The sequence below is a fragment of the Massilia hydrophila genome (assembly GCF_020208145.1).
In the GTDB taxonomy this organism is placed as follows: domain Bacteria; phylum Pseudomonadota; class Gammaproteobacteria; order Burkholderiales; family Burkholderiaceae_D; genus Telluria; species Telluria hydrophila.
The window spans coordinates 1-17,800 of sequence record NZ_JAHYBX010000001.1 but is presented as its reverse complement, the minus strand read 5'-3'; the positions used below and the strand labels follow the sequence as shown (position 1 = coordinate 17,800).

Here is a 17,800-nt window from a genome sequence, read left to right as displayed (position 1 = left end):
CCATGACCCTCGCCACCCATACCACCTGCGGCCAACTGCCCGCGATCCGCATCCAGGCGCCGGACGGCGCCGAGGCCACCGTGACCCTGTATGGCGCCCACCTGGTCTCGTGGAAGGGCGCCGACGGCGCCGAGCGCCTGTTCCTCAGCAGCCGTTCGGCGCTCGATGGCAGCCGCGCCATCCGCGGCGGCGTGCCGGTGATCTTCCCCCAGTTCGCCGAACGCGGCCGCGGCATACGCCACGGTTTTGCGCGCGTGAGCACCTGGCGCCTGGAAGACAGCGGGCTGGATGGCGACACCGCCTGGGCCGTGTTCGACCTGGCCGCGGGCGACCTGCCGAGCACCGTGGCCGACGCCTGGCCGCATACCTTCGCACTGTCGCTGCGGGTGGCGCTGCGCGCCAACACACTGCAGATGGCGCTCACCGTGCGCAATCTCGGCGCCGCGCACTTCCCGTTCTCGGCCGCGCTGCATACTTACCACCTGGTACCGGACGTGTGCGCGGTGCGCATCGAGGGCATCTCCTCGGACGAGATCTCGATTCTCGACAAGCTCGACGCCGTCTATCCGCACGTGGGCGGACGCGCCCAGCTGGCCACCGGCGCGCACAGCCTGTTGCTGGAGCAGGCCGGCTTCACCGACGCCGTGGTGTGGAACCCGGGCGCGGTCGATGCGGCTGCCCTGCCCGACCTGGAAAACGACGAGTACCAGCGCTTCGTCTGCGTCGAGCCGGCGCTGCTCGATCCGCTGACCCTGGATGCCGGGCAGACCTGGACCGGTACTTACCGGATCAGCTGACAGCGCAGCCGGTCCGCTCCCTCAGTTCGATTCCTTGATGATCCTGCCGTTGCCCGCCTGGACCGGCCGCGCATTGTAGGGATACAGGCGCGAGAACAGCGCCATCTGGGCGGGCGACGCCTGCATCGGCTGCTTCATGACGATCCACAGCACGTCTTCGGTACAGGGCGGCGTGGTCAGCGAACCCATGTAGGTGAAATAGTCGCGCTTCTCCGGCAGCGCCTCGTTCGGATCGATCACGATCGAGGGCGACACGGCCTGCTGCTTTTCCAGCGGCAGGTTGTTCCATACGGTCTGGATCATCGGATTGGCCTTGCCGCGCTCGAGCAGCACGGCCAGCACCAGGAGCTTGCCTTCGTAGCTGCGGTGCACGAAGTGGATCACCATCTCGCTGCCCTTGCCGTTGATGCGCTCTTCCGACGGGCGGTGGAAGTGGAACTGCTGCAGCTCGTAGGTCATGTTGCCGACCGTGAGGAAGTTGCCGCCGCCGACCGTCACCTGGATGGTGTGTCCGTTGTCGATCTCGCTGAACGAACTCGGGTGGTAGTCGAAGGCGATCTGCTCGAGTTCGACCTTGATGCCGTCGCGCAGGTCGATCGGCGACTGCCGCTTGCCGGTGCTGCACTTGGCCCAGTTCGCATTAATGTTGGCCCAGTTGGCCGGACCGTACTCGCCCTCGTAGGACCAGTGGGTGCCGTTCTTCGGCTGGCTGGCGACGGCGATGGCGGCCTCGGCTTCCTTGCGGCGCTTGGCTTCCGCGGCCTTGCGCGCGCGCGCGGCCGCGGCAGTACGCGCGGCCTGCTGTTCGCGCAGCTGGGCCAGGCGCTCGGCGATGCGCACCGACAGGTCGACTTCCGCCTGCTCCTCGCTGGCGGCCGGCGCAGTGCGGGCCGGGGCCGGCGCAGGTGTGGCGGCAGCAACGGTACGGGCGTCGGCCGCCGCCACCAGGGCCTTCACGTCGGGCTTGGCCGCGCCGATCTTGACCTTGCCTTCGAGGATGGCTTTGACGTCGGCCGACTTGCCGTCGGGCCTGGCTTGTGGAGCAGCTTCGCTCGCGCTTGCCGAAGCCATGACGAGGCTGCAAGCGAACAGGGCGATGAGGTGGCGCATGAGAATCCGGGGAGTGTCTGTCCTAATGCTTATCGGCAATTTACCGTCAAAACTTGAGTGCGCTAAAGCAAAAACGCCCTGAAAAATCAGGGCGCTGCAAGGATGGCAAGGTCTTTCCCTGCCGGGCCTGGGCCGCGGACGGACCGGCGGACCGGTGGCTCAGCGGCTCAGCATCCTGCGGCCGAACTTGACCAGCCCCGCGATCGCCAGCGGCACCATGGCCGCGGAAATGCCGACCAGGACGATTTCGGTCAGGTGTTCCTTCACCACGGGGACATTGCCGAACAGGTAACCGGCCGTGACCAGGCTGGCCACCCACAGCAGCGCGCCGGTGACGTTGAACAGCTGGAAGCGGGTAAAACTCATGTCGGACACGCCCGCCACCAGCGGCGCGAAGCTGCGCACCACCGGCACGAAACGCGCCACGATGATCGTCTTGCCGCCGTGCTTTTCAAAGAAGTCGTGGGTGCGGCGCAAGGCGTCCTTGTTGAGCCACCGGTAATTATGCGTGAAGACCCGGTGGCCGATGGCGCGCCCGACGTAATAGTTGACGGTATTGCCCGTCACCGCCGCCGTGACCAGCAGCGTCATCAAGAGCGCATAGTTCATCTCGCCGGTGGCGCAGAAGGCGCCGGCAATGAACAGCAGGGTGTCGCCAGGAAGGAAGAAGAACAGGACCAGTCCGGTCTCGCAGAACACGATCGCGAACAGCACGATGTATACATAGGTTCCGTACTGGGCCAGGAGCGTGCCCAGCGTCTTATCGACATGCAGGAGCATGTCGAACAACTGCATCAGATCCATAATCTTCCTAGAGGTAGCCGCGCATCATACCATTTCCAGCCGCCCCGCCCGGCCGCCAGGACAGCACGGCATGCCGCGCCACCGATGTCTTTACCTTCCGACCACATTCCCGCACAATCGACCCACCGCTACCTCATCCTGGAGACCGCATGACCGTTTCGCCGATCGTCCACCGCCTTGCCAGCGCCATGCTGGTCCTTGCCACCGGCGCCGCCGGCGCCGCCGCCCCGGCGCTCAAGGAACTGCCGCCCAAGCCCTCGGTGGCCGACGTGGTCAAGGCTTCCAAGCCGGGCGACTGGCGCCCGCTCGATCCGGACAACACGCTGTACATGGACTTGCCGACCGGCCGCGTGGTCATCGAGCTGGCGCCGGCCTTCGCCCCGGCCACGGCCGCCAACATCCGCGCCCTGGTGCGGGAACAGTACTTCGATGGCCTGGCGATCATCCGCTCGCAGGACGGCTTCGTGGTGCAGTGGGGCGACGCCAACGAGGAGCAGCCCAGGGCCTACAAGGCCGCCAAAACCGTGAAGGCGGAGTTCACCGCGCCGATGAAGTCGGCCGGGGCCTTCACGCCGCTCAAGGACGGCGACGTCTACGCGCCCGAGGTCGGCCATGCGGGCGGCTTCCCGGCCGCGCGCGATCCGAAGAGCGGCCAGGCCTGGCTGGTGCACTGCTATGCGATGATCGGCGTGGCGCGCGGCAACGAGGCCGACTCCGGCAACGGTTCGCAGCTGTACGTGGTCACCGGCCACTCGCCGCGCCAGCTCGACCGCAACATCACCGTGGTCGGCCGCGTCGTGTCCGGCATGCCGCTGCTGTCGGCCCAGCCGCGTGGCCTTGGCGCCGCCGGCTTCTACGAGAAACCCGAGCAGCGCATGCCGATCAAACAGGTGCGCCTGGCGGCCGACCTACCCGAAGCCGAGCGCAGCCGCTTCGAAGTGATGCGCACCGACAGCGCCACCTACCAGGCCGTGGTGGAAGCCCAGCGCAACCGCGGCGGGCCATGGAACAAGGTCGCCACGGGCAAGATCGACCTGTGCAATGCCCCGATCCCGGTGCGCGAACGGTAGGGTGGGCGGCTTGTCCGCCCACGTGTTCAAACCGTGCCTGCAGCGCTACCCAACACCTTGAACAGGCGCGCCGGGATATAATCTGGCGATGAACGCGCCCGTCCCACCCCCAGCTACCGTGCAGCGCCCGATCCAGCAACTGCCCGACCAGCTCATCTCCCAGATCGCCGCCGGCGAAGTGGTCGAGCGGCCCTCGGCCGTGGTGAAGGAACTGCTGGAAAACGCGCTCGACGCGGGCGCGACCCAGATCACCGTGCGCCTGGAAGAAGGCGGCGTCAAGCGCATCGCCATCACCGACAACGGCCGCGGCATCGCGCCCGAGCAGCTGCCGCTGGCGCTGGCGCGCCATGCCACCTCAAAAATAGCCTCGCTGCACGACCTGGAGCACGTCGGCACCCTGGGCTTTCGCGGCGAGGCGCTGGCCTCGATCGCGTCGGTGGCCGCGGTGCGCATTACCTCGCGCACGCCGGACGCGCCCCACGCCTGGGAGATCGTCGGCTCGCACGAGGGTCTTGTCGCGCCCTCTTCCGGCACCTTCGGCACCACCATCGACGTGCAGGACCTGTACTTCAACACCCCGGCGCGGCGCAAGTTCCTGAAGTCCGAGCAGACCGAATACGGCCACTGCGCGGAAGTCGTGCGCCGCATCGCGCTGTCGCGCCCGGACGTCGCGTTCAGCCTGACGCACAATGGCCGCACCATCGACCACTGGAACGTGAGCGAAGCGGCCAGGCGCAGCGGCCAGATCCTGGGCAGCGAGTTCGCCGAGGCGCGCCTGGCGCTGGACGAGGCGGCCGGCCCCTTGCGCCTGCACGGCTACGTCGGCCTGCCGACGGCCTCCAAGGCGCGCGCCGACGGCCAGTTCTTCTACGTGAACGGGCGTTTCGTGCGCGACAAGCTGCTGGTGCACGCGGTGCGCGCGGCCTACCAGGACGTGCTGCACGGCGACCGCTTCCCCTGCTACGTGCTGTCGCTCGAACTCGACCCGGCGCTGGTCGACGTCAACGTCCACCCGTCGAAGATCGAAGTGCGCTTCCGCGACAGCCGCGCCGTGCACCAGTTCGTGTTCCACGCGGTGCAGCGCACCCTGGCGCAGACCTCGGCCACGGCGCACGGCAGCGCGCCGGCGCCGGTCTCGGCCGCCGACATCAAGCCGACCGGCACGCCGGTGTGGGCGCCGCGCCCGCACGAGCAGACTTCCTTCGGCGCGCAGCTGGCGCCGAGCTTCTCGCCTTCTCCGTTCGCACCGGGCAGCCGCTGGGACGACCCGCGTCCCCAGCAGTCCCCTGCGAGCCAAGGCGGGGGCGTGGCCCAGCGCCTGGAGTCCTACGGTGCCCTGTTCGCCGGCGGCGCAGCGGCGAAGGCCGAGGCGCCGGCCGGCCTGCCGCTTGCCAGCGGCGAGCGCCCGCTGTCGAACGAGGACTTCCCGCTCGGCTTCGCCCTGGCCCAGCTGCACGGCATCTACATCCTGGCCCAGAACACCCGCGGCCTGGTGCTGGTGGACATGCACGCGGCCCACGAACGCATCCTGTACGAGCAGATCAAGAACGCGCTCGACGCGCGCGCCGAAGGCGAGGAACTGCAGGTGCAGCAGCTCCTGATTCCCGTGACCTTCTACGCCGACGCGGTCGAGGTGGCGACCGCCCAGGACCACGCCGAGACCCTGAAGGCGCTCGGCTTCGACATTGCCGCCCTGTCGCCGACGACGCTGGCGGTGCGCACCGTGCCGGTGCTGCTGAAGAACGCCGATGCCCAGACGCTGGCGCGCGACGTGCTGCGCGACGTGCGCGAATACGGCGGCTCGCGCGTGCTGATCGAGCGCCGCAACGAGCTGCTCGGCACCCTCGCCTGCCACACGGCGGTGCGCGCCAACCGCATCCTCTCGACCCAGGAGATGAACGCGCTGCTGCGGCAAATGGAAATCACGGAGCGCTCCGACCAGTGCAACCACGGCCGTCCGACCTGGGTGCAGCTCGAGATCGCCGCGCTCGACAAACTCTTCCTGCGCGGCCAGTAATGACGATGAACAGCAAGAAACCGGTGGCCGTGGCCATCATGGGCCCGACCGCGTCCGGCAAGACCGCGGCCGCGCTGGCGATCGCGCAGACCCGCCCGGTCGAGATCATCTCGGTCGACTCGGCCCTGGTCTACCGCGGCATGGACATCGGCACGGCCAAGCCGAGCGCGCAGGAACTGGCGAGCGTGCCGCACCACCTGATCGACATCATCGATCCGCTGGAGAGCTATTCGGTGATGCAGTTCCGCGAGGATGCGATCCGCCTAGTGGGCGAGATCGGCGCGCGCGGCGCGCTGCCGCTGCTGGTGGGCGGCACCATGATGTATTTCAAGGGCCTCACCGACAGCCTGGACGACCTGCCGACCGCCGACCCGGCCGTGCGCGCCCAGCTCGATGCGGAAGCGGCCAGCATCGGGTGGCCTGGCATGCATGCGCGACTAGCGACGTTCGACCCGGTGACCGCCGAGCGCCTGAAGCCCAACGACGCCCAGCGCATCAACCGCGCGCTGGAGATCATCGCGCTGACCGGCAAGCCGATGTCCGAACTGCTGGGCAAGCGCGAGAAGCCCGAGCTGCCCTTCGATCTGGTGTCGTTCGCGCTGGAGCCCTCGGACCGCGCCGTGCTGCACGCGCGCATCGCGCAGCGCTTCGACGTCATGCTGGGCGAGCGCGACGACGCAGGCCTGGTGGCGGAAGTGGCGCGCCTGCGCGCGCGCGGCGACCTGTCGCCCAGCCTGCCCTCGATCCGCTGCGTCGGCTACCGCCAGACCTGGGACTACCTGGACGGCAAGATCGACCGCGCCGAACTGCGCGAGCTGGGCATCATCGCCACCCGCCAGCTGGCCAAGCGCCAGCTCACCTGGCTGCGCGCGATGCCGGAGCGGATCGTGGTAGACTGCCTTGGTACGGACCCGACCGGCGAGCTGATGAACAGGCTGGGCAGGTTGGAAAAATGACATTGGCACGAAATTTTTGCGCCCCGGAAGCGCGTCCAGCCTTGACAGGCAGGGCGGCGCCCCCGATAATGCCTGCCGTTGCGGTGATATAGCTCAGCTGGTTAGAGCACAGCACTCATAATGCTGGGGTCGGTGGTTCAAGTCCACCTATCACCACCACAGAATTCCAAGCGGATGGCTTGACTCGCCAGGGTCAAGCCATTTTGCTTTACCGCCTGGCGGTGATTTTTTCGGTGATATAGCTCAGCTGGTTAGAGCACAGCACTCATAATGCTGGGGTCGGTGGTTCAAGTCCACCTATCACCACCAGATTCGGCAACGGCCCGGTTCTCGCGAACCGGGCCGTTGTGCGTTTGCGGGGCTGGCTGGCTCAATGCTTCTTGCCGCCACCCGAGATCTTGTTCTCGGTCGCCCAGGCGCGCCGTTCGGCTTCCTTCTTCGGCACACCTTTCTTTTCATAGCCCTGCTCGATGTGCTGGACCTGGCGCTTCTGCTTGTCCGTATAGGACGATTTATCCCCTTGCGGCATGATGCGTCTCCTTGCAATGGTCAGTGACAGCATCAGGCTACGCCGCGCCGGCTCCCCGTAACGTTCGCCAGTTCACGCAAGCCGCCGTTCTACTCATCCGTAAACGACTCGTCCAGCGCGAAGTCGCCGCGCGCCAGGCTGGCCAGCACGCTGGCGGCCTGCTGCAGGTATTCCTGCGGCACCAGGATGCGCACCCCGCCGAGTGCGGGCGCCAGCAGCAGGTCGGCCTGCATCAGGTGGGCGTCGGCCAGCACCGCGGGGATGCCGGCCGCGACCAGGCAGCCCTGGGCCAGGTTCGCCTCCATCGGCACCAGGTAGCGGGCGATGATGAACAGGTCGCGGCCCGGGATCTGCTCGACCTCCGGGTTCGCCGCCAGCCAGGCGTTCAGTGCGAGTTGTTCCATGCCGCCCTCTTCCAGAAAGTTTTACCATTCGGTCAAAACAGCGCCGGCGCCTGCGACAGCAGATACAGCGTGACCCCGATCAGGCCACCGACCAGCGTGCCGTTGATGCGAATGTACTGCAAGTCCTTGCCGATGTTGAGTTCGATTTGTTCCGACATCTCGCGGTCGTCCCACTGCTTCACCGTATCGGCGATGTGGCGCGTGAGGAAGCCCGCGAATTCGGGCGCGGCGCCGCGCGCGGCCGCTTCCAGGCTCTCGTTGAGCGAGGCGCGCAGCTGCGGGTCCTCGGCCAGCACCTGGCCGATCCAGGCGCCGGTGGCCACCAGGCGCCGGCGCAGGGCCGAGTCCTCGCTGTGCAGGTCGCGCCTGACCCAGTCCTTCAGCTCGTCCCACAGCGTGGCCAGGTAGCCGTTCAGGGTCTCGTCGCCCAGTAGGTAGGCCTTGATCTCGTCCGCCTTCGCGGCAAAGGCCGGGTCGCCCTTCAGGCGTTCGATGAACTCGGCGGTGAACACGTCGAAGCGCTGGCGCAGCGGGTGGCGCGGGTCGGCCGCCACCTTGTTCAGGATGCCGGAGGCGAGCCGCACCGCCAGGTCGGCACCCTTGCGGCCGATGAGTTCCGACGGCAGCATGCGCTCGATGAAGGCATAGTCTTCGCGCAGCCAGTCAACGATGCCCTGCGAGATCGTGGCCTGGGTATCCTGGTTGTCGAGCAGGCGCGCCAGCTGGGTGATGCCTTCGTCGAGCAGCTCCTGGTGGCGCCCGTCGCGGGTCAGGCTTTCCAGGATGGTGCCGGCCGATGTCGACAGGTCCACGCTGTTGACCATGGCGTGCACGGCGCGCCGGATCAGGCCCTGCACCGCGCTATCCTCGATGAAGTCGAGCATCCAGCCGCCCACCCGCACCAGCTGCTGGCCCAGCAGCGCGGTATTGGCCGGCTGCACCAGCCAGTCGGCCACCTTCTGCGCGGGGTCGTGGCGCTGGATCAGCCGCACGATCGATTCGGTGTCGAGGAATTTTTCGTGCACGAAGCGCGCCAGGTTGTCGGCGATGCGCTCCTTGTTCTTCGGGATGATCTCGGTATGGCGCGAGACGATCGGGATCGGCACGCGCCTGAACAGCGCCACCACCGCGAACCAGTCGGCCAGGGCGCCCACCATGGCGGCTTCGGAAAACGCGCGCAGCAGGCCGGTCCACCAGTTCTGCGGCAGGAACAGGGTCAGCACGAACAGCAGTGCCGCGCCCGCGAAGAACGCGAGGGCAAGCAGTTTCGACTGGCGCAGTTCGGTGGCTTTCGTCATGGGCTCCGGGAACAGGATGGCGGCCATGCCGCCTGCCACCGAATGCTATATGACTTCGCGCGCCCTCAGCGCTTCGATTGACTCGGCCGTGAAGCCCCATTCAAGCAGGATCGCCACGCTGTCCGCCCCCGGGCTGCTGGGCGCGCGCGGGGTGGCCGGCGCCGTACGGCTGAAGCGCGGCGCCGGCGCCGGCTGGGTCACGCCGTCGATCTCTACAAACGTGCGCCGGGCCGCGTTGTGCGGGTGGCGCGGCGCTTCTTCCAGGTCGAGGACGGGCGCGAAACAGACGTCGCTGCCCTCGAGCAGGCGGCACCACTGCTCGCGGCTGCGCGTCGCGAACAGCGCCGCCAGGCGCCGCTTCAGTTCGGGCCAGTTGGCCCGGTTCCAGCGCCGGGTGAAGAGCGGATCGTCCTGGCCGGTGAGCCGCAGGAGGGTGGCGAAGAACTGCGGCTCGATCGCCCCGATCGAGATGAACTTGCCGTCGCTGCAGGCGTAGGTGTCGTAGAAGGGCGCGCCGCCATCGAGCAGGTTGGCTTCGCGCGCGTCGCTCCAGGCCCCGAAACCGCGCAGGCCGTACATCATGGCCCCTAGCAGCGCCGCGCCGTCGGTCATGGCGGCGTCCACCACCTGGCCCCGGCCGGACGCGCGCGCCTCCAGCACCGCGCAGACGACGCCGAAGGCCAGCATCATGCCGCCGCCGCCGAAGTCGCCCACCAGGTTCAGCGGCGGCGGCGGTGGACTGCCGGCGCGTCCGGTCGCGTGCAGCATGCCGGACAAGGCCACATAGTTGATGTCGTGGCCGGCCGCCTGCGCCAGCGGCCCGTCCTGGCCCCAGCCGGTGATGCGGCCATAGACCAGTTTTGGATTGCGTTCCAGGCAGGCATCCGGCCCCAGGCCCAGGCGCTCCATCACGCCCGGACGAAAGCCCTCGAGCAGCACGTCGGCGCCTTCCAGCAGCTGCAGCGCGGCCTGGCGTCCGGATTCCTTCTTCAGGTCCAGGCACAGCGAACGGCGTCCGCGTGCCATCACGTCGTGGCGGGTACCCAGTACCGGATAGGGATTGTCTTCGCCGGGCTTGCCCTTGCGGTCGATGCGGATCACGTCCGCGCCCATGTCGGCCAGCATCATCGCCGCGAACGGACACGGCCCAATGCCCACCATCTCGACCACCCGCACGCCCGCCAGCGGTCCCGTCTTCGCCTGTGCCATGCCTGCCTTTCCTGCGCTAGAGCGAACGCGCAATGATCTCTTTCATGATCTCGTTGGCGCCGCCATAGATGCGCTGCACGCGCGCGTCCACGTACATCTGGGCGATCGGATATTCCAGCATGTAGCCGTAGCCGCCGAACAGCTGCACGCACTGGTCCACCACCTTGCACTGCAGGTCCGAGATCCAGTACTTGGCCATCGAGGCGCGCACGGTGTCCATGCGCCCGGCCATCATGTCTTCGACGCAGCGGTCCATGAAGATGCGCGCCACCGTCGCCTCGGTCTTGATCTCGGCCAGCACGAAGCGGGTGTTCTGCATCTCGATGAGCGCCTGGCCGAAGGCCTTGCGCTCGCGCGTGTGCGCGACGGTGAGCGCCAGCGCACGCTCGATGGCGGCCACGCCGCATACGCCGAGGATCGTGCGCTCATACGGCAGCTCGGTCATCAGGTGGGCGAAGCCGCGGCCCTCCTCCCCGCCCAGCACATTGTCGAGCGGTACATGGGCCTCGTCGAAGAACAGCTCGCAGGTGTCCTGGCCCTTCTGGCCCACCTTCTCCAGGATGCGCCCGACGCGAAAGCCGGGGTTGTCCCTGGTTTCCAGCAGCAGCAGGGACACGCCCCTGGCGCCGGCGGCCGGGTCGGTCTTGGCCACCACCAGGACCAGGTCGGCCAGGTAGCCGTTCGAGATGAAGGTCTTGGAGCCGCTCACGCGGTAGCCATCGGGCGTGCGCACGGCCGTGGTACGGATGCCCTTCAGGTCGGAACCGGCGCCCGGTTCGCTCATGGCGATCGCCGCGATCATCTCGCCGCTGGCCAGGCGCGGCAGGTATTTCCGCTTCTGCTCCTCGGTACCCTGGTTCAGCAGGTAGTGGGCGACGATGGCGTGCACGTGGATGCCGAAGGCGGTGTCGCCGCCGTAGGACAGCTCCCCGAACACCACCGCCATGTGGGCGAAGCTGCCGCCCGCACCGCCGTATTCTTCGGGGATGTCGGCCAGCAGCAAGCCCATCGCGCCGGCCTTGCGCCACAGGTCGCGGTCGACGTGCTGCTGCGCGCGCCACCGGTCCTGGTGCGGCGTGATCTCGCCCGCCACGAAGCGGCGCACCGCGTCGCGGAAGGACCGCAGTTCTTCATTCATCCAGGGGGATGGGGAATCGACGAAGGTATCCATCTGCAGCCCTTATCCGTTGCGGTACATGGTGACCACGCAGGCGCCGCCCAGGCCCAGGTTGTGCTGCAGCGCGACCCGCGCGCCCGCCACCTGGCGCGCATCGGCCGTGCCGCGCAGCTGGTGGGTCAGCTCGTAGCACTGGGCCAGGCCGGTGGCGCCCAGCGGATGGCCCTTCGACAGCAGGCCGCCGGACGGATTCGTGACCACCTTGCCGCCATAGGTGTTATCGCCGTCGAGGATGAACTTGTCGGCGCCGCCTTCCGGGCACAGGCCCAGGGCCTCATAGGTAATCAGCTCGTTGTGCGCGAAGCAGTCGTGCAGTTCGACCACGTCCAGGTCTTGCGGGCCGAGGCCGGACTGCTCATAGACCTTCTGCGCGGCGGCGCGGCTCATGTCGTAGCCGACCAGGCGCATCATGTCGCCGGAGGCGAAGGTGGCCGAGGTGTCGGTGGTCATGGCCTGGGCGGCGATGTGCACGTCGCGGCGCAGTCCGTGGCGCTTTGCGAAATCTTCCGATACCAGCAGGCTTGCTGCCGCGCCGCAGGTGGGCGGGCAGGCCATCAGGCGCGTCATCACGCCCGGCCAGATCGCCGGCGCATCCAGCACGTCCTGGGCCGTGACTTCCTTGCGAAACAGCGCCAGCGGATTGTTGACGGCGTGGCGGCTGGCCTTGGCGCGGATGCGGGCGAACGCTTCCAACGGGGTGCCGTATTTCTCCATGTGGGCCAGGCCGGCCCCGCCGAAGTAGCGCAGCGCCAGCGGAATCTCGGGCTTGCCGACCAGGCGGTCGGTGACTTCGTCGAAGGCGTCGAACGGGGTCGGGCGGTCGGTGAACACCGAGCCGAGCGCGCCGGGACTCATCTGCTCGAAGCCCAGCACCAGCACGCAGTCGGCGGCCCCGCTGGCGATCGCCTGGCGGCCCAGGAACAGCGCGGTCGAGCCGGTCGAGCAGTTGTTGTTGACGTTGACGATCGGGATGCCGCTCATGCCCACCGCGTACAGCGCCTTCTGGCCGCTGGTCGAATCGCCATACACATAGCCGGCGTAGGCCTGCTCGACCAGGTCATACGCCAGGCCCGCGTCTTCCAGCGCGGCGCGGGCGGCCTGGGCGCCCATCTCGTGATAAGGGCTGCTGGCCCCCGGCTTGGCGAACGGGATCATCCCGACGCCGCTGACATATACTCGTTTCACCACTGTCTCCTGTCTTCGTCCTGCCCTGGCCGCGCACGATTAGGTCGCACGACCTAATCAGCCGATTATAGGTCAACTGTACTAATTTTTGCATGTGTCTGCGATAATCGCCCCATGATGCCCACTCTCGACAGCACGCTGCGCTACAAGCCTTCGACCACCACCGAAAAGGGCCTGGGACGGGCGCGCGATATCCTCCTCGCCGCGCGCCGCCTGCTGGCCAGCGAAGGCTATGCCGGGCTGTCGATGCGGCGCGTGGCCCAGGACGCCGGCATGAGCCTGTCGAACGTGCAGCACTACTATGGCAGCAAGGAGCAGCTGCTCGAAGCGCTGCTGCTGTACACGATGGACGAGTTCCAGGCCAAGATGGACCAGATCGCGGTGGCGATGGCGGGCCGGCCCCAGGTCGAGCGCTTCCTGAGCACGGTGGACATGTTCCTCGACGAGATCACCGAGCCGGTGACCCATGCGATCTTCTTCGAGATCTGGGCGCTGGCCTCGCGCCATCCCTTCGCCTCCAGCCTGATGGGCAAGATGGTGGGGCGCGAACGCAAGGCCATCTACGGCCTGGTGCGCGGCCTGAACCCGGCCATCGACGACGAGGAGTACATGCGGCGCTCGGTGCTGATCGTGGCCCAGGTCGAAGGCCTGATGCTGTTCCGGCTGGACCGCCGCGCGCGTCCCGAGCAGTTCGCGTCCGTGCGTGCATCGGTGCACAAAGTGCTGCTAACGCTCGCGACCGTGCCTTGATCCGCCGGTAAATAATTCCGGGCAGGGGCGGCCTGTCGCGTATACTCGTGGGGTTAACAACCTGCCACGGAGGCCGCACGGATGCACCATGAACTCAGCCTGATCACCACCATTGCCGCCGCACTGGGCTTCGGCCTCCTGTTCGGCATGCTCGCCATACGCTTGAAACTGCCCGCGCTGGTCGGCTACCTCGCCGCCGGCGTCCTGATCGGCCCGGCCACACCGGGTTTCGTCGCCGACGTGCAGCTGGCTTCCCAATTGGCGGAAATCGGTGTGATGCTGCTGATGTTCGGCGTCGGCCTGCACTTTTCACTGGGCGACCTGCTCGACGTGAAGAAGATCGCCCTGCCCGGCGCGCTGCTGCAGATCGCGGTGGCGACGCTGATGGGCATGGGGCTGGCGCATTGGTGGGGCTGGGGACTGGGCGCCGGCCTGGTGTTCGGCCTGGCGTTGTCGGTGGCCAGTACCGTGGTGCTGCTGCGGGCGCTGGAAGCGCGCGGCGTGCTCGATTCCCTGAACGGCCGCATCGCGGTCGGCTGGCTGGTGGTCGAAGACCTGGTGATGGTGCTGGTGCTGGTGATGCTGCCGGCACTCAGCGGGCCGCTCGGCGGCCGGGGCGACGCCGGCGCCGAATTGTGGCCGGCGCTGGGCAAGACCCTGCTGCAGGTGGGCGCCTTCGTCGCCTTCATGCTGGTGGTCGGCCGCAAGATCTTCCCGTGGTTCCTGTGGCGGGTCGCGAAGACCAACTCGCGCGAGCTGTTCACGCTATCCGTGATCGCGGCGGCGGTCGGCATCGCCTATGCGTCCTCGCACTTCTTCGGCGTGTCCTTCGCGCTGGGCGCCTTCTTCGCCGGCATGGTGCTGCGCGAATCGGAACTGAGCCACCGCGCGGCCGAGGAATCGCTGCCGCTGCGCGACGCATTCTCGGTGCTGTTCTTCGTCTCGGTCGGCATGCTGTTCGACCCGATGGTGCTGCTCGAGTATCCGCTGCAGGTGCTGGGCGTGGTCGCGATCATCCTGTTCGGCAAGTCGATCGCCGCCTTCGTGCTGGTGCTGGCGCTGCGCTACCCGCTCAATACCGCGATCACGGTGTCGGCATCGCTGGCGCAGATCGGCGAGTTCTCCTTCATCCTGGCGGCGCTGGGCATGCAGCTGGAACTGCTCCCGGTGCTGGGACAGAACCTGATCCTGGCCGGCGCCATCATCTCGATCGCGGTCAACCCGCTGATGTTCACCCTCGCCACGCCGCTGGAAAAATGGCTGCGTTCCAAGCCGGACCTGGCGCGCAGGCTGGAACACCCGGTCGACCCACTGGCCGAGCTGCCGATGGAAACGGCGCACGAAAAGCTCAGCGGCCAGGTGGTGCTGGTCGGCTTCGGCCGCGTGGGCCGCCGCATCGCCGACGACCTGGTCGCGCGCGGCGTGCACTTCGTCGTGGCGGAGCAGAACCGCGAGATCGTCGAAGGCCTGCGCACACGCGGCATCCCGGCGGTGGCCGGCAACGCGGCCGAGCCGGCGGTGCTGATCCAGGCCCACATCACGCACGCCGCCCTGCTCGTGATCGCCACCCCCGACACCTTCCACGTGCGCCGGATGGTGGAAATCGCACGCATGCTCAACCCATCGGTGCAGGTGGTGGTGCGCAGCCATAACGAGAGCGAGGCCAGCCTGCTGCGCCAGGAGACGGGCGGCAAGGTCTTCGTCGGCGAACAGGAACTGGCGGCCAGCATGACGCGGCACGTGATGGACACGCTCCAGCAACGCGTCGCCGCGCATTGAGCGGCGCCTGAAAAAAAACCCGCCGGGCTTGCGCACGGCGGGTCGGAGAACAAGCAGGAAGCATCCGGCCTAGGCGGCCGCCCCTTCCACGCACAGCTTCAGGTTGGCGTGGCGGCCATGCAGTTGCGAGTAGATCAGTTCACTACGCTCTTCGAGCAGCGCGAACACGGCATCCTTCGACAGCACGTATTCTTCCATCAGGGTGTCCTTCAGCGATTCGATCACCAGCTTGTAGTCGTGGATCGCGTTCAGGGTGTAGCTGTACAGCTCGTCCGCTTTTTCTTCTACCAGGCGCAAGGTGTGCTCGCCACCGGTTTCCTTCGACAGCTGCGAGTAGTCGAGCTTCGAGCGCGAATACATCGACAGGCGGCCCACCATCAGGTTCAGCATCTTGGTGATCTTCTCGATGTCGTTTTGGCTACCCACCGAGATGCCGCGCGCGCCGTAGAACAGCTCTTCCGCCGCCACGCCGCCGTACAGGCCGATCACGTCGCGCTCCAGTTCTTCCAGCGTGCGCAGCGACATGTCTTCGCCCGACTGCAGCACGTAACCGAGGGCGCCGATCTTCGACACGGCCTCGGTCGAGATCTTCAGCAGGTGCGACTTTTCCTTGACCTCGGCCAGGCTCAGGCCGGCGCGCAGGTGCGGGTCGATCTGCATGAAGAAGTGGCCCAGTTCGTGCAGGGCGATGCGCTCGCGCTGCTTGGTCTTTTCAGCCGTGGTGGCGCGGTCGGTCAGGCCGATGGTGGCGCGCTCGTAGGCACGGAACAGCAGATTGGTGTTGATGATCGCCTTTTCCTGGATCGACAGCATCGACGCGCGCTCGACCACGGTCTCCAGCAGCGCCGGACTCAGGTTCTGGGTGATTTCCGCGACCTGGTCCAGGTTGGTATCGCTCCAGTCGACCAGGCCTTCTTTTTTGCGTGCCAGGAAGCTGCGCAGGAGTTCCTTGCGCTCGGCCTTGTTCGGCAGGCGGAAGTTGATCTTCACCGAGAAGCGGCGCAACATCGCCTCGTCCATCTCGGTGTTCGAGTCATCGAAGTTCGACGCCACCACCCAGATCACGCCCTGGCCCTTGTCGCTCTTGACGCCGTCGAGCAGGCCCAGCAGGGTGTTGGCGGTATCGTCTTCCCATTTCTTCTCGCTGCGGCCGCGCGGCATGAACAGGCTCTGCGCTTCATCGAGGAAGATGATGCACTTGCCCTTGGCGCAGGCCTTCTTGTACAGCGCATTGAGCGCCTTCGAGCCGCCGCCCACGTAGCCCGATTCCAGCGCCGAACCCGAGGCCGAGATCAGCGGCATGTCGAGGCGCTTGGCCAGGTAGCCGACCAGCTTGGTCTTGCCGGTGCCGGCCGGGCCGGTCAGCATCACGTTGAAGGGCTTGTCGATGTTGTGCGAGTGGTATTCGTCGCGGTTGCGGATCATGTCTTCCAGGTGCAGCACTTCCTGCTTGATGTCTTCCATGCCGATCAGGTCGTCCATGCTGCCCTTGAGCTTGTCCGGGGTGATGATCGAGGCGCTGGCATTCATGCCTGGCAGGCCGAATTTCAGCAGGTAGAGTACCAGCAGCACGAGACCGATCTGCAGACCATAGTTCTTGAGGAAAGTGCCGGTCTTCTCGAGGAAAGTCTCGCCTTCGTCCATCACGGCCTTGTGGCTGGCCAGGTAGTCGTCCTTGGCGATCGAATAGGGGATCGCATTCTTCAACAGCACCTCGCGTTCGAGCGACAGGTGCGAGGTGCTCGGCACTTTCACCACGTGGATCGCGTCCGCGTCCTTGAACTTGTAGACGTAGCGCGGTGACTCCGACAGCGGCTTGGCGATCAGGAGGTACTCGAGGCGGGCCTTCTTGTCCGCCAGTTCGGTGATCTCGGCAATATTTTGCGACTGCACGACCGGATTCGGGTCCTGGGGCACGGTCGACTTCCAGATTGCCACCGTCGCCAGCACACCCAGCAGCGCCGCCAGGGCGATCCGCACGGACAGGCTCTTGAAAGCATTCTTGAAGGCAACTTGAAGTTGGGCGAAATTGGGCATCGTTTGATCTCTAGCTAAGTTTGAGACGGACAGCAGTGCTTCGTGGTTGCCGTGCCGGCGGTGTCTCTCGCGGGATCGGCGGCGGCGCAGGCGGCCGCTCAGGGGTTCAAACGTGTGCGTTTGATATTGTTTTGATGCCCGAAGGCAATGGGATAAGGAGACTATACCCTTAAAAAAAACCGCGGTGTATACCGGACGGAGAAAAAAATGCCGATTATGGCGATAGTAGAAAAACAGATAATGAAATGGATTGGCAGATTATCAGCAAAAGTGATCAGATAGATAAAAATCCGCGAATCTCTTATTAATCCTGCATTTCAAAATGACTATGGAATTACATTAAGGGAAGCTTGATTTGAGGCAAAATTGCGACACCTTCGCGTTCGCCGCCTGCCCGCAACGTGCATCCATCTGATCCCATTGTGATGACTTCATTACGCAACTCAACAATTCAAAGAAACATACACACGACCATGTTTTTTATCAAACTGAATACATGAGAGGAATGCGAAGCGACATGTTCCGAGCTGGACATTCGGCCCATATGGTGTTGATCTTGCCCCGCTTTTCCCGGACACAGCCTGATGCCTATTTAGCGTCAGTTTCCAGAGCCTGACGGCGTCGCTCTTTCCTAAACATCCGTGGCGATTTGTAGCCGAGCGCCGAATGCGGATGCAC

At 66.3% G+C, this 17,800-nt stretch carries 15 protein-coding genes and 2 tRNA genes; 8 read left to right on the top strand and 9 right to left on the bottom strand.

The window, feature by feature from the left end:
* The first annotated feature begins 2 nt into the window (after nucleotides 1-2).
* Nucleotides 3-797 (top strand): D-hexose-6-phosphate mutarotase, encoded by a 795-nt coding sequence (locus LE190_RS00085; protein ID WP_225236812.1) that lies wholly within the window; start codon nucleotides 3-5, stop codon nucleotides 795-797.
* Nucleotides 798-818: 21 nt separating this feature from the next.
* Here LE190_RS00085 and LE190_RS00080 read toward each other — a convergent pair whose 3' ends face one another.
* Nucleotides 819-1,907, bottom strand: coding sequence for a carbonic anhydrase (locus tag LE190_RS00080; RefSeq protein WP_225236811.1), 1,089 nt, complete (start codon nucleotides 1,905-1,907; stop codon nucleotides 819-821).
* A 159-nt stretch (nucleotides 1,908-2,066) separates the two neighbouring features.
* The gene (locus LE190_RS00075) at nucleotides 2,067-2,711 is read right to left on the bottom strand and encodes a VTT domain-containing protein (RefSeq protein WP_225236810.1); all 645 of its coding nucleotides are present in this window, start codon (nucleotides 2,709-2,711) and stop codon (nucleotides 2,067-2,069) included.
* Between the two features lie 149 nt (nucleotides 2,712-2,860).
* Here LE190_RS00075 and LE190_RS00070 point away from each other — a divergent pair, with 149 nt between their 5' ends.
* The 5 genes from LE190_RS00070 to LE190_RS00050 all read left to right on the top strand — a co-directional run bounded on the left by LE190_RS00070 (nucleotide 2,861) and on the right by LE190_RS00050 (nucleotide 7,063).
* Nucleotides 2,861-3,781, top strand: coding sequence for a peptidylprolyl isomerase (locus LE190_RS00070; protein ID WP_225236809.1), 921 nt, complete (start codon nucleotides 2,861-2,863; stop codon nucleotides 3,779-3,781).
* An 88-nt stretch (nucleotides 3,782-3,869) separates the two neighbouring features.
* Nucleotides 3,870-5,798: a DNA mismatch repair endonuclease MutL gene (gene mutL, locus LE190_RS00065; protein ID WP_225236808.1), complete on the top strand. Its 1,929-nt coding sequence runs from the start codon at nucleotides 3,870-3,872 to the stop codon at nucleotides 5,796-5,798.
* Nucleotides 5,798-6,754, top strand: a complete 957-nt coding sequence (gene miaA, locus LE190_RS00060) for a tRNA (adenosine(37)-N6)-dimethylallyltransferase MiaA (RefSeq protein ID WP_225236807.1) — start codon at nucleotides 5,798-5,800, stop codon at nucleotides 6,752-6,754. Before mutL ends, miaA begins: the two co-directional genes overlap by 1 nt.
* An 82-nt stretch (nucleotides 6,755-6,836) precedes the next feature.
* Nucleotides 6,837-6,913, top strand: a tRNA-Met gene (locus LE190_RS00055).
* Between the two features lie 73 nt (nucleotides 6,914-6,986).
* Nucleotides 6,987-7,063 (top strand) — tRNA-Met (locus LE190_RS00050).
* A gap of 61 nt (nucleotides 7,064-7,124) precedes the next feature.
* On the opposite strand, the gene LE190_RS00045 is transcribed toward LE190_RS00050, so the two are convergent.
* The 6 genes from LE190_RS00045 to LE190_RS00020 form a co-directional block, all read right to left on the bottom strand.
* Nucleotides 7,125-7,283, bottom strand: a complete 159-nt coding sequence (locus tag LE190_RS00045) for a hypothetical protein (protein ID WP_225236806.1) — start codon at nucleotides 7,281-7,283, stop codon at nucleotides 7,125-7,127.
* Nucleotides 7,284-7,372: 89 nt separating this feature from the next.
* Entirely contained in the window at nucleotides 7,373-7,687 is a 315-nt protein-coding gene (locus tag LE190_RS21800; protein ID WP_267875289.1) for a putative signal transducing protein, read from the bottom strand.
* Nucleotides 7,688-7,719: 32 nt separating this feature from the next.
* Entirely contained in the window at nucleotides 7,720-8,985 is a 1,266-nt protein-coding gene (locus tag LE190_RS00035; protein WP_225236805.1) for a DUF445 domain-containing protein, read from the bottom strand.
* Nucleotides 8,986-9,030: 45 nt separating this feature from the next.
* Nucleotides 9,031-10,194 carry a CaiB/BaiF CoA transferase family protein gene (locus LE190_RS00030; protein ID WP_225236804.1) on the bottom strand — a complete coding sequence of 388 codons (1,164 nt, stop codon included), beginning with the start codon at nucleotides 10,192-10,194 and terminating at the stop codon, nucleotides 9,031-9,033.
* A 16-nt stretch (nucleotides 10,195-10,210) separates the two neighbouring features.
* Entirely contained in the window at nucleotides 10,211-11,365 is a 1,155-nt protein-coding gene (locus LE190_RS00025) for an acyl-CoA dehydrogenase family protein (RefSeq protein ID WP_225236803.1), read from the bottom strand.
* A 9-nt stretch (nucleotides 11,366-11,374) separates the two neighbouring features.
* On the bottom strand, nucleotides 11,375-12,559 hold the full coding sequence (locus LE190_RS00020; RefSeq protein ID WP_225236802.1) for a lipid-transfer protein: 1,185 nt from the start codon (nucleotides 12,557-12,559) through the stop codon (nucleotides 11,375-11,377).
* 111 nt (nucleotides 12,560-12,670) lie between these two features.
* Between LE190_RS00020 and LE190_RS00015 the strand changes: the two genes are divergently transcribed.
* Both LE190_RS00015 and LE190_RS00010 read left to right on the top strand, forming a co-directional pair.
* Nucleotides 12,671-13,306 (top strand): TetR/AcrR family transcriptional regulator, encoded by a 636-nt coding sequence (locus LE190_RS00015; protein ID WP_225236801.1) that lies wholly within the window; start codon nucleotides 12,671-12,673, stop codon nucleotides 13,304-13,306.
* 81 nt (nucleotides 13,307-13,387) lie between these two features.
* Nucleotides 13,388-15,085 carry a cation:proton antiporter domain-containing protein gene (locus LE190_RS00010; RefSeq protein WP_225236800.1) on the top strand — a complete coding sequence of 566 codons (1,698 nt, stop codon included), beginning with the start codon at nucleotides 13,388-13,390 and terminating at the stop codon, nucleotides 15,083-15,085.
* Between the two features lie 69 nt (nucleotides 15,086-15,154).
* Here the strand turns inward: LE190_RS00010 and LE190_RS00005 are convergent, their stop codons facing one another.
* On the bottom strand, nucleotides 15,155-17,122 hold the full coding sequence (locus LE190_RS00005) for an AAA family ATPase (protein WP_225236799.1): 1,968 nt from the start codon (nucleotides 17,120-17,122) through the stop codon (nucleotides 15,155-15,157).
* Between the last annotated feature and the right edge of the window lie 678 nt (nucleotides 17,123-17,800).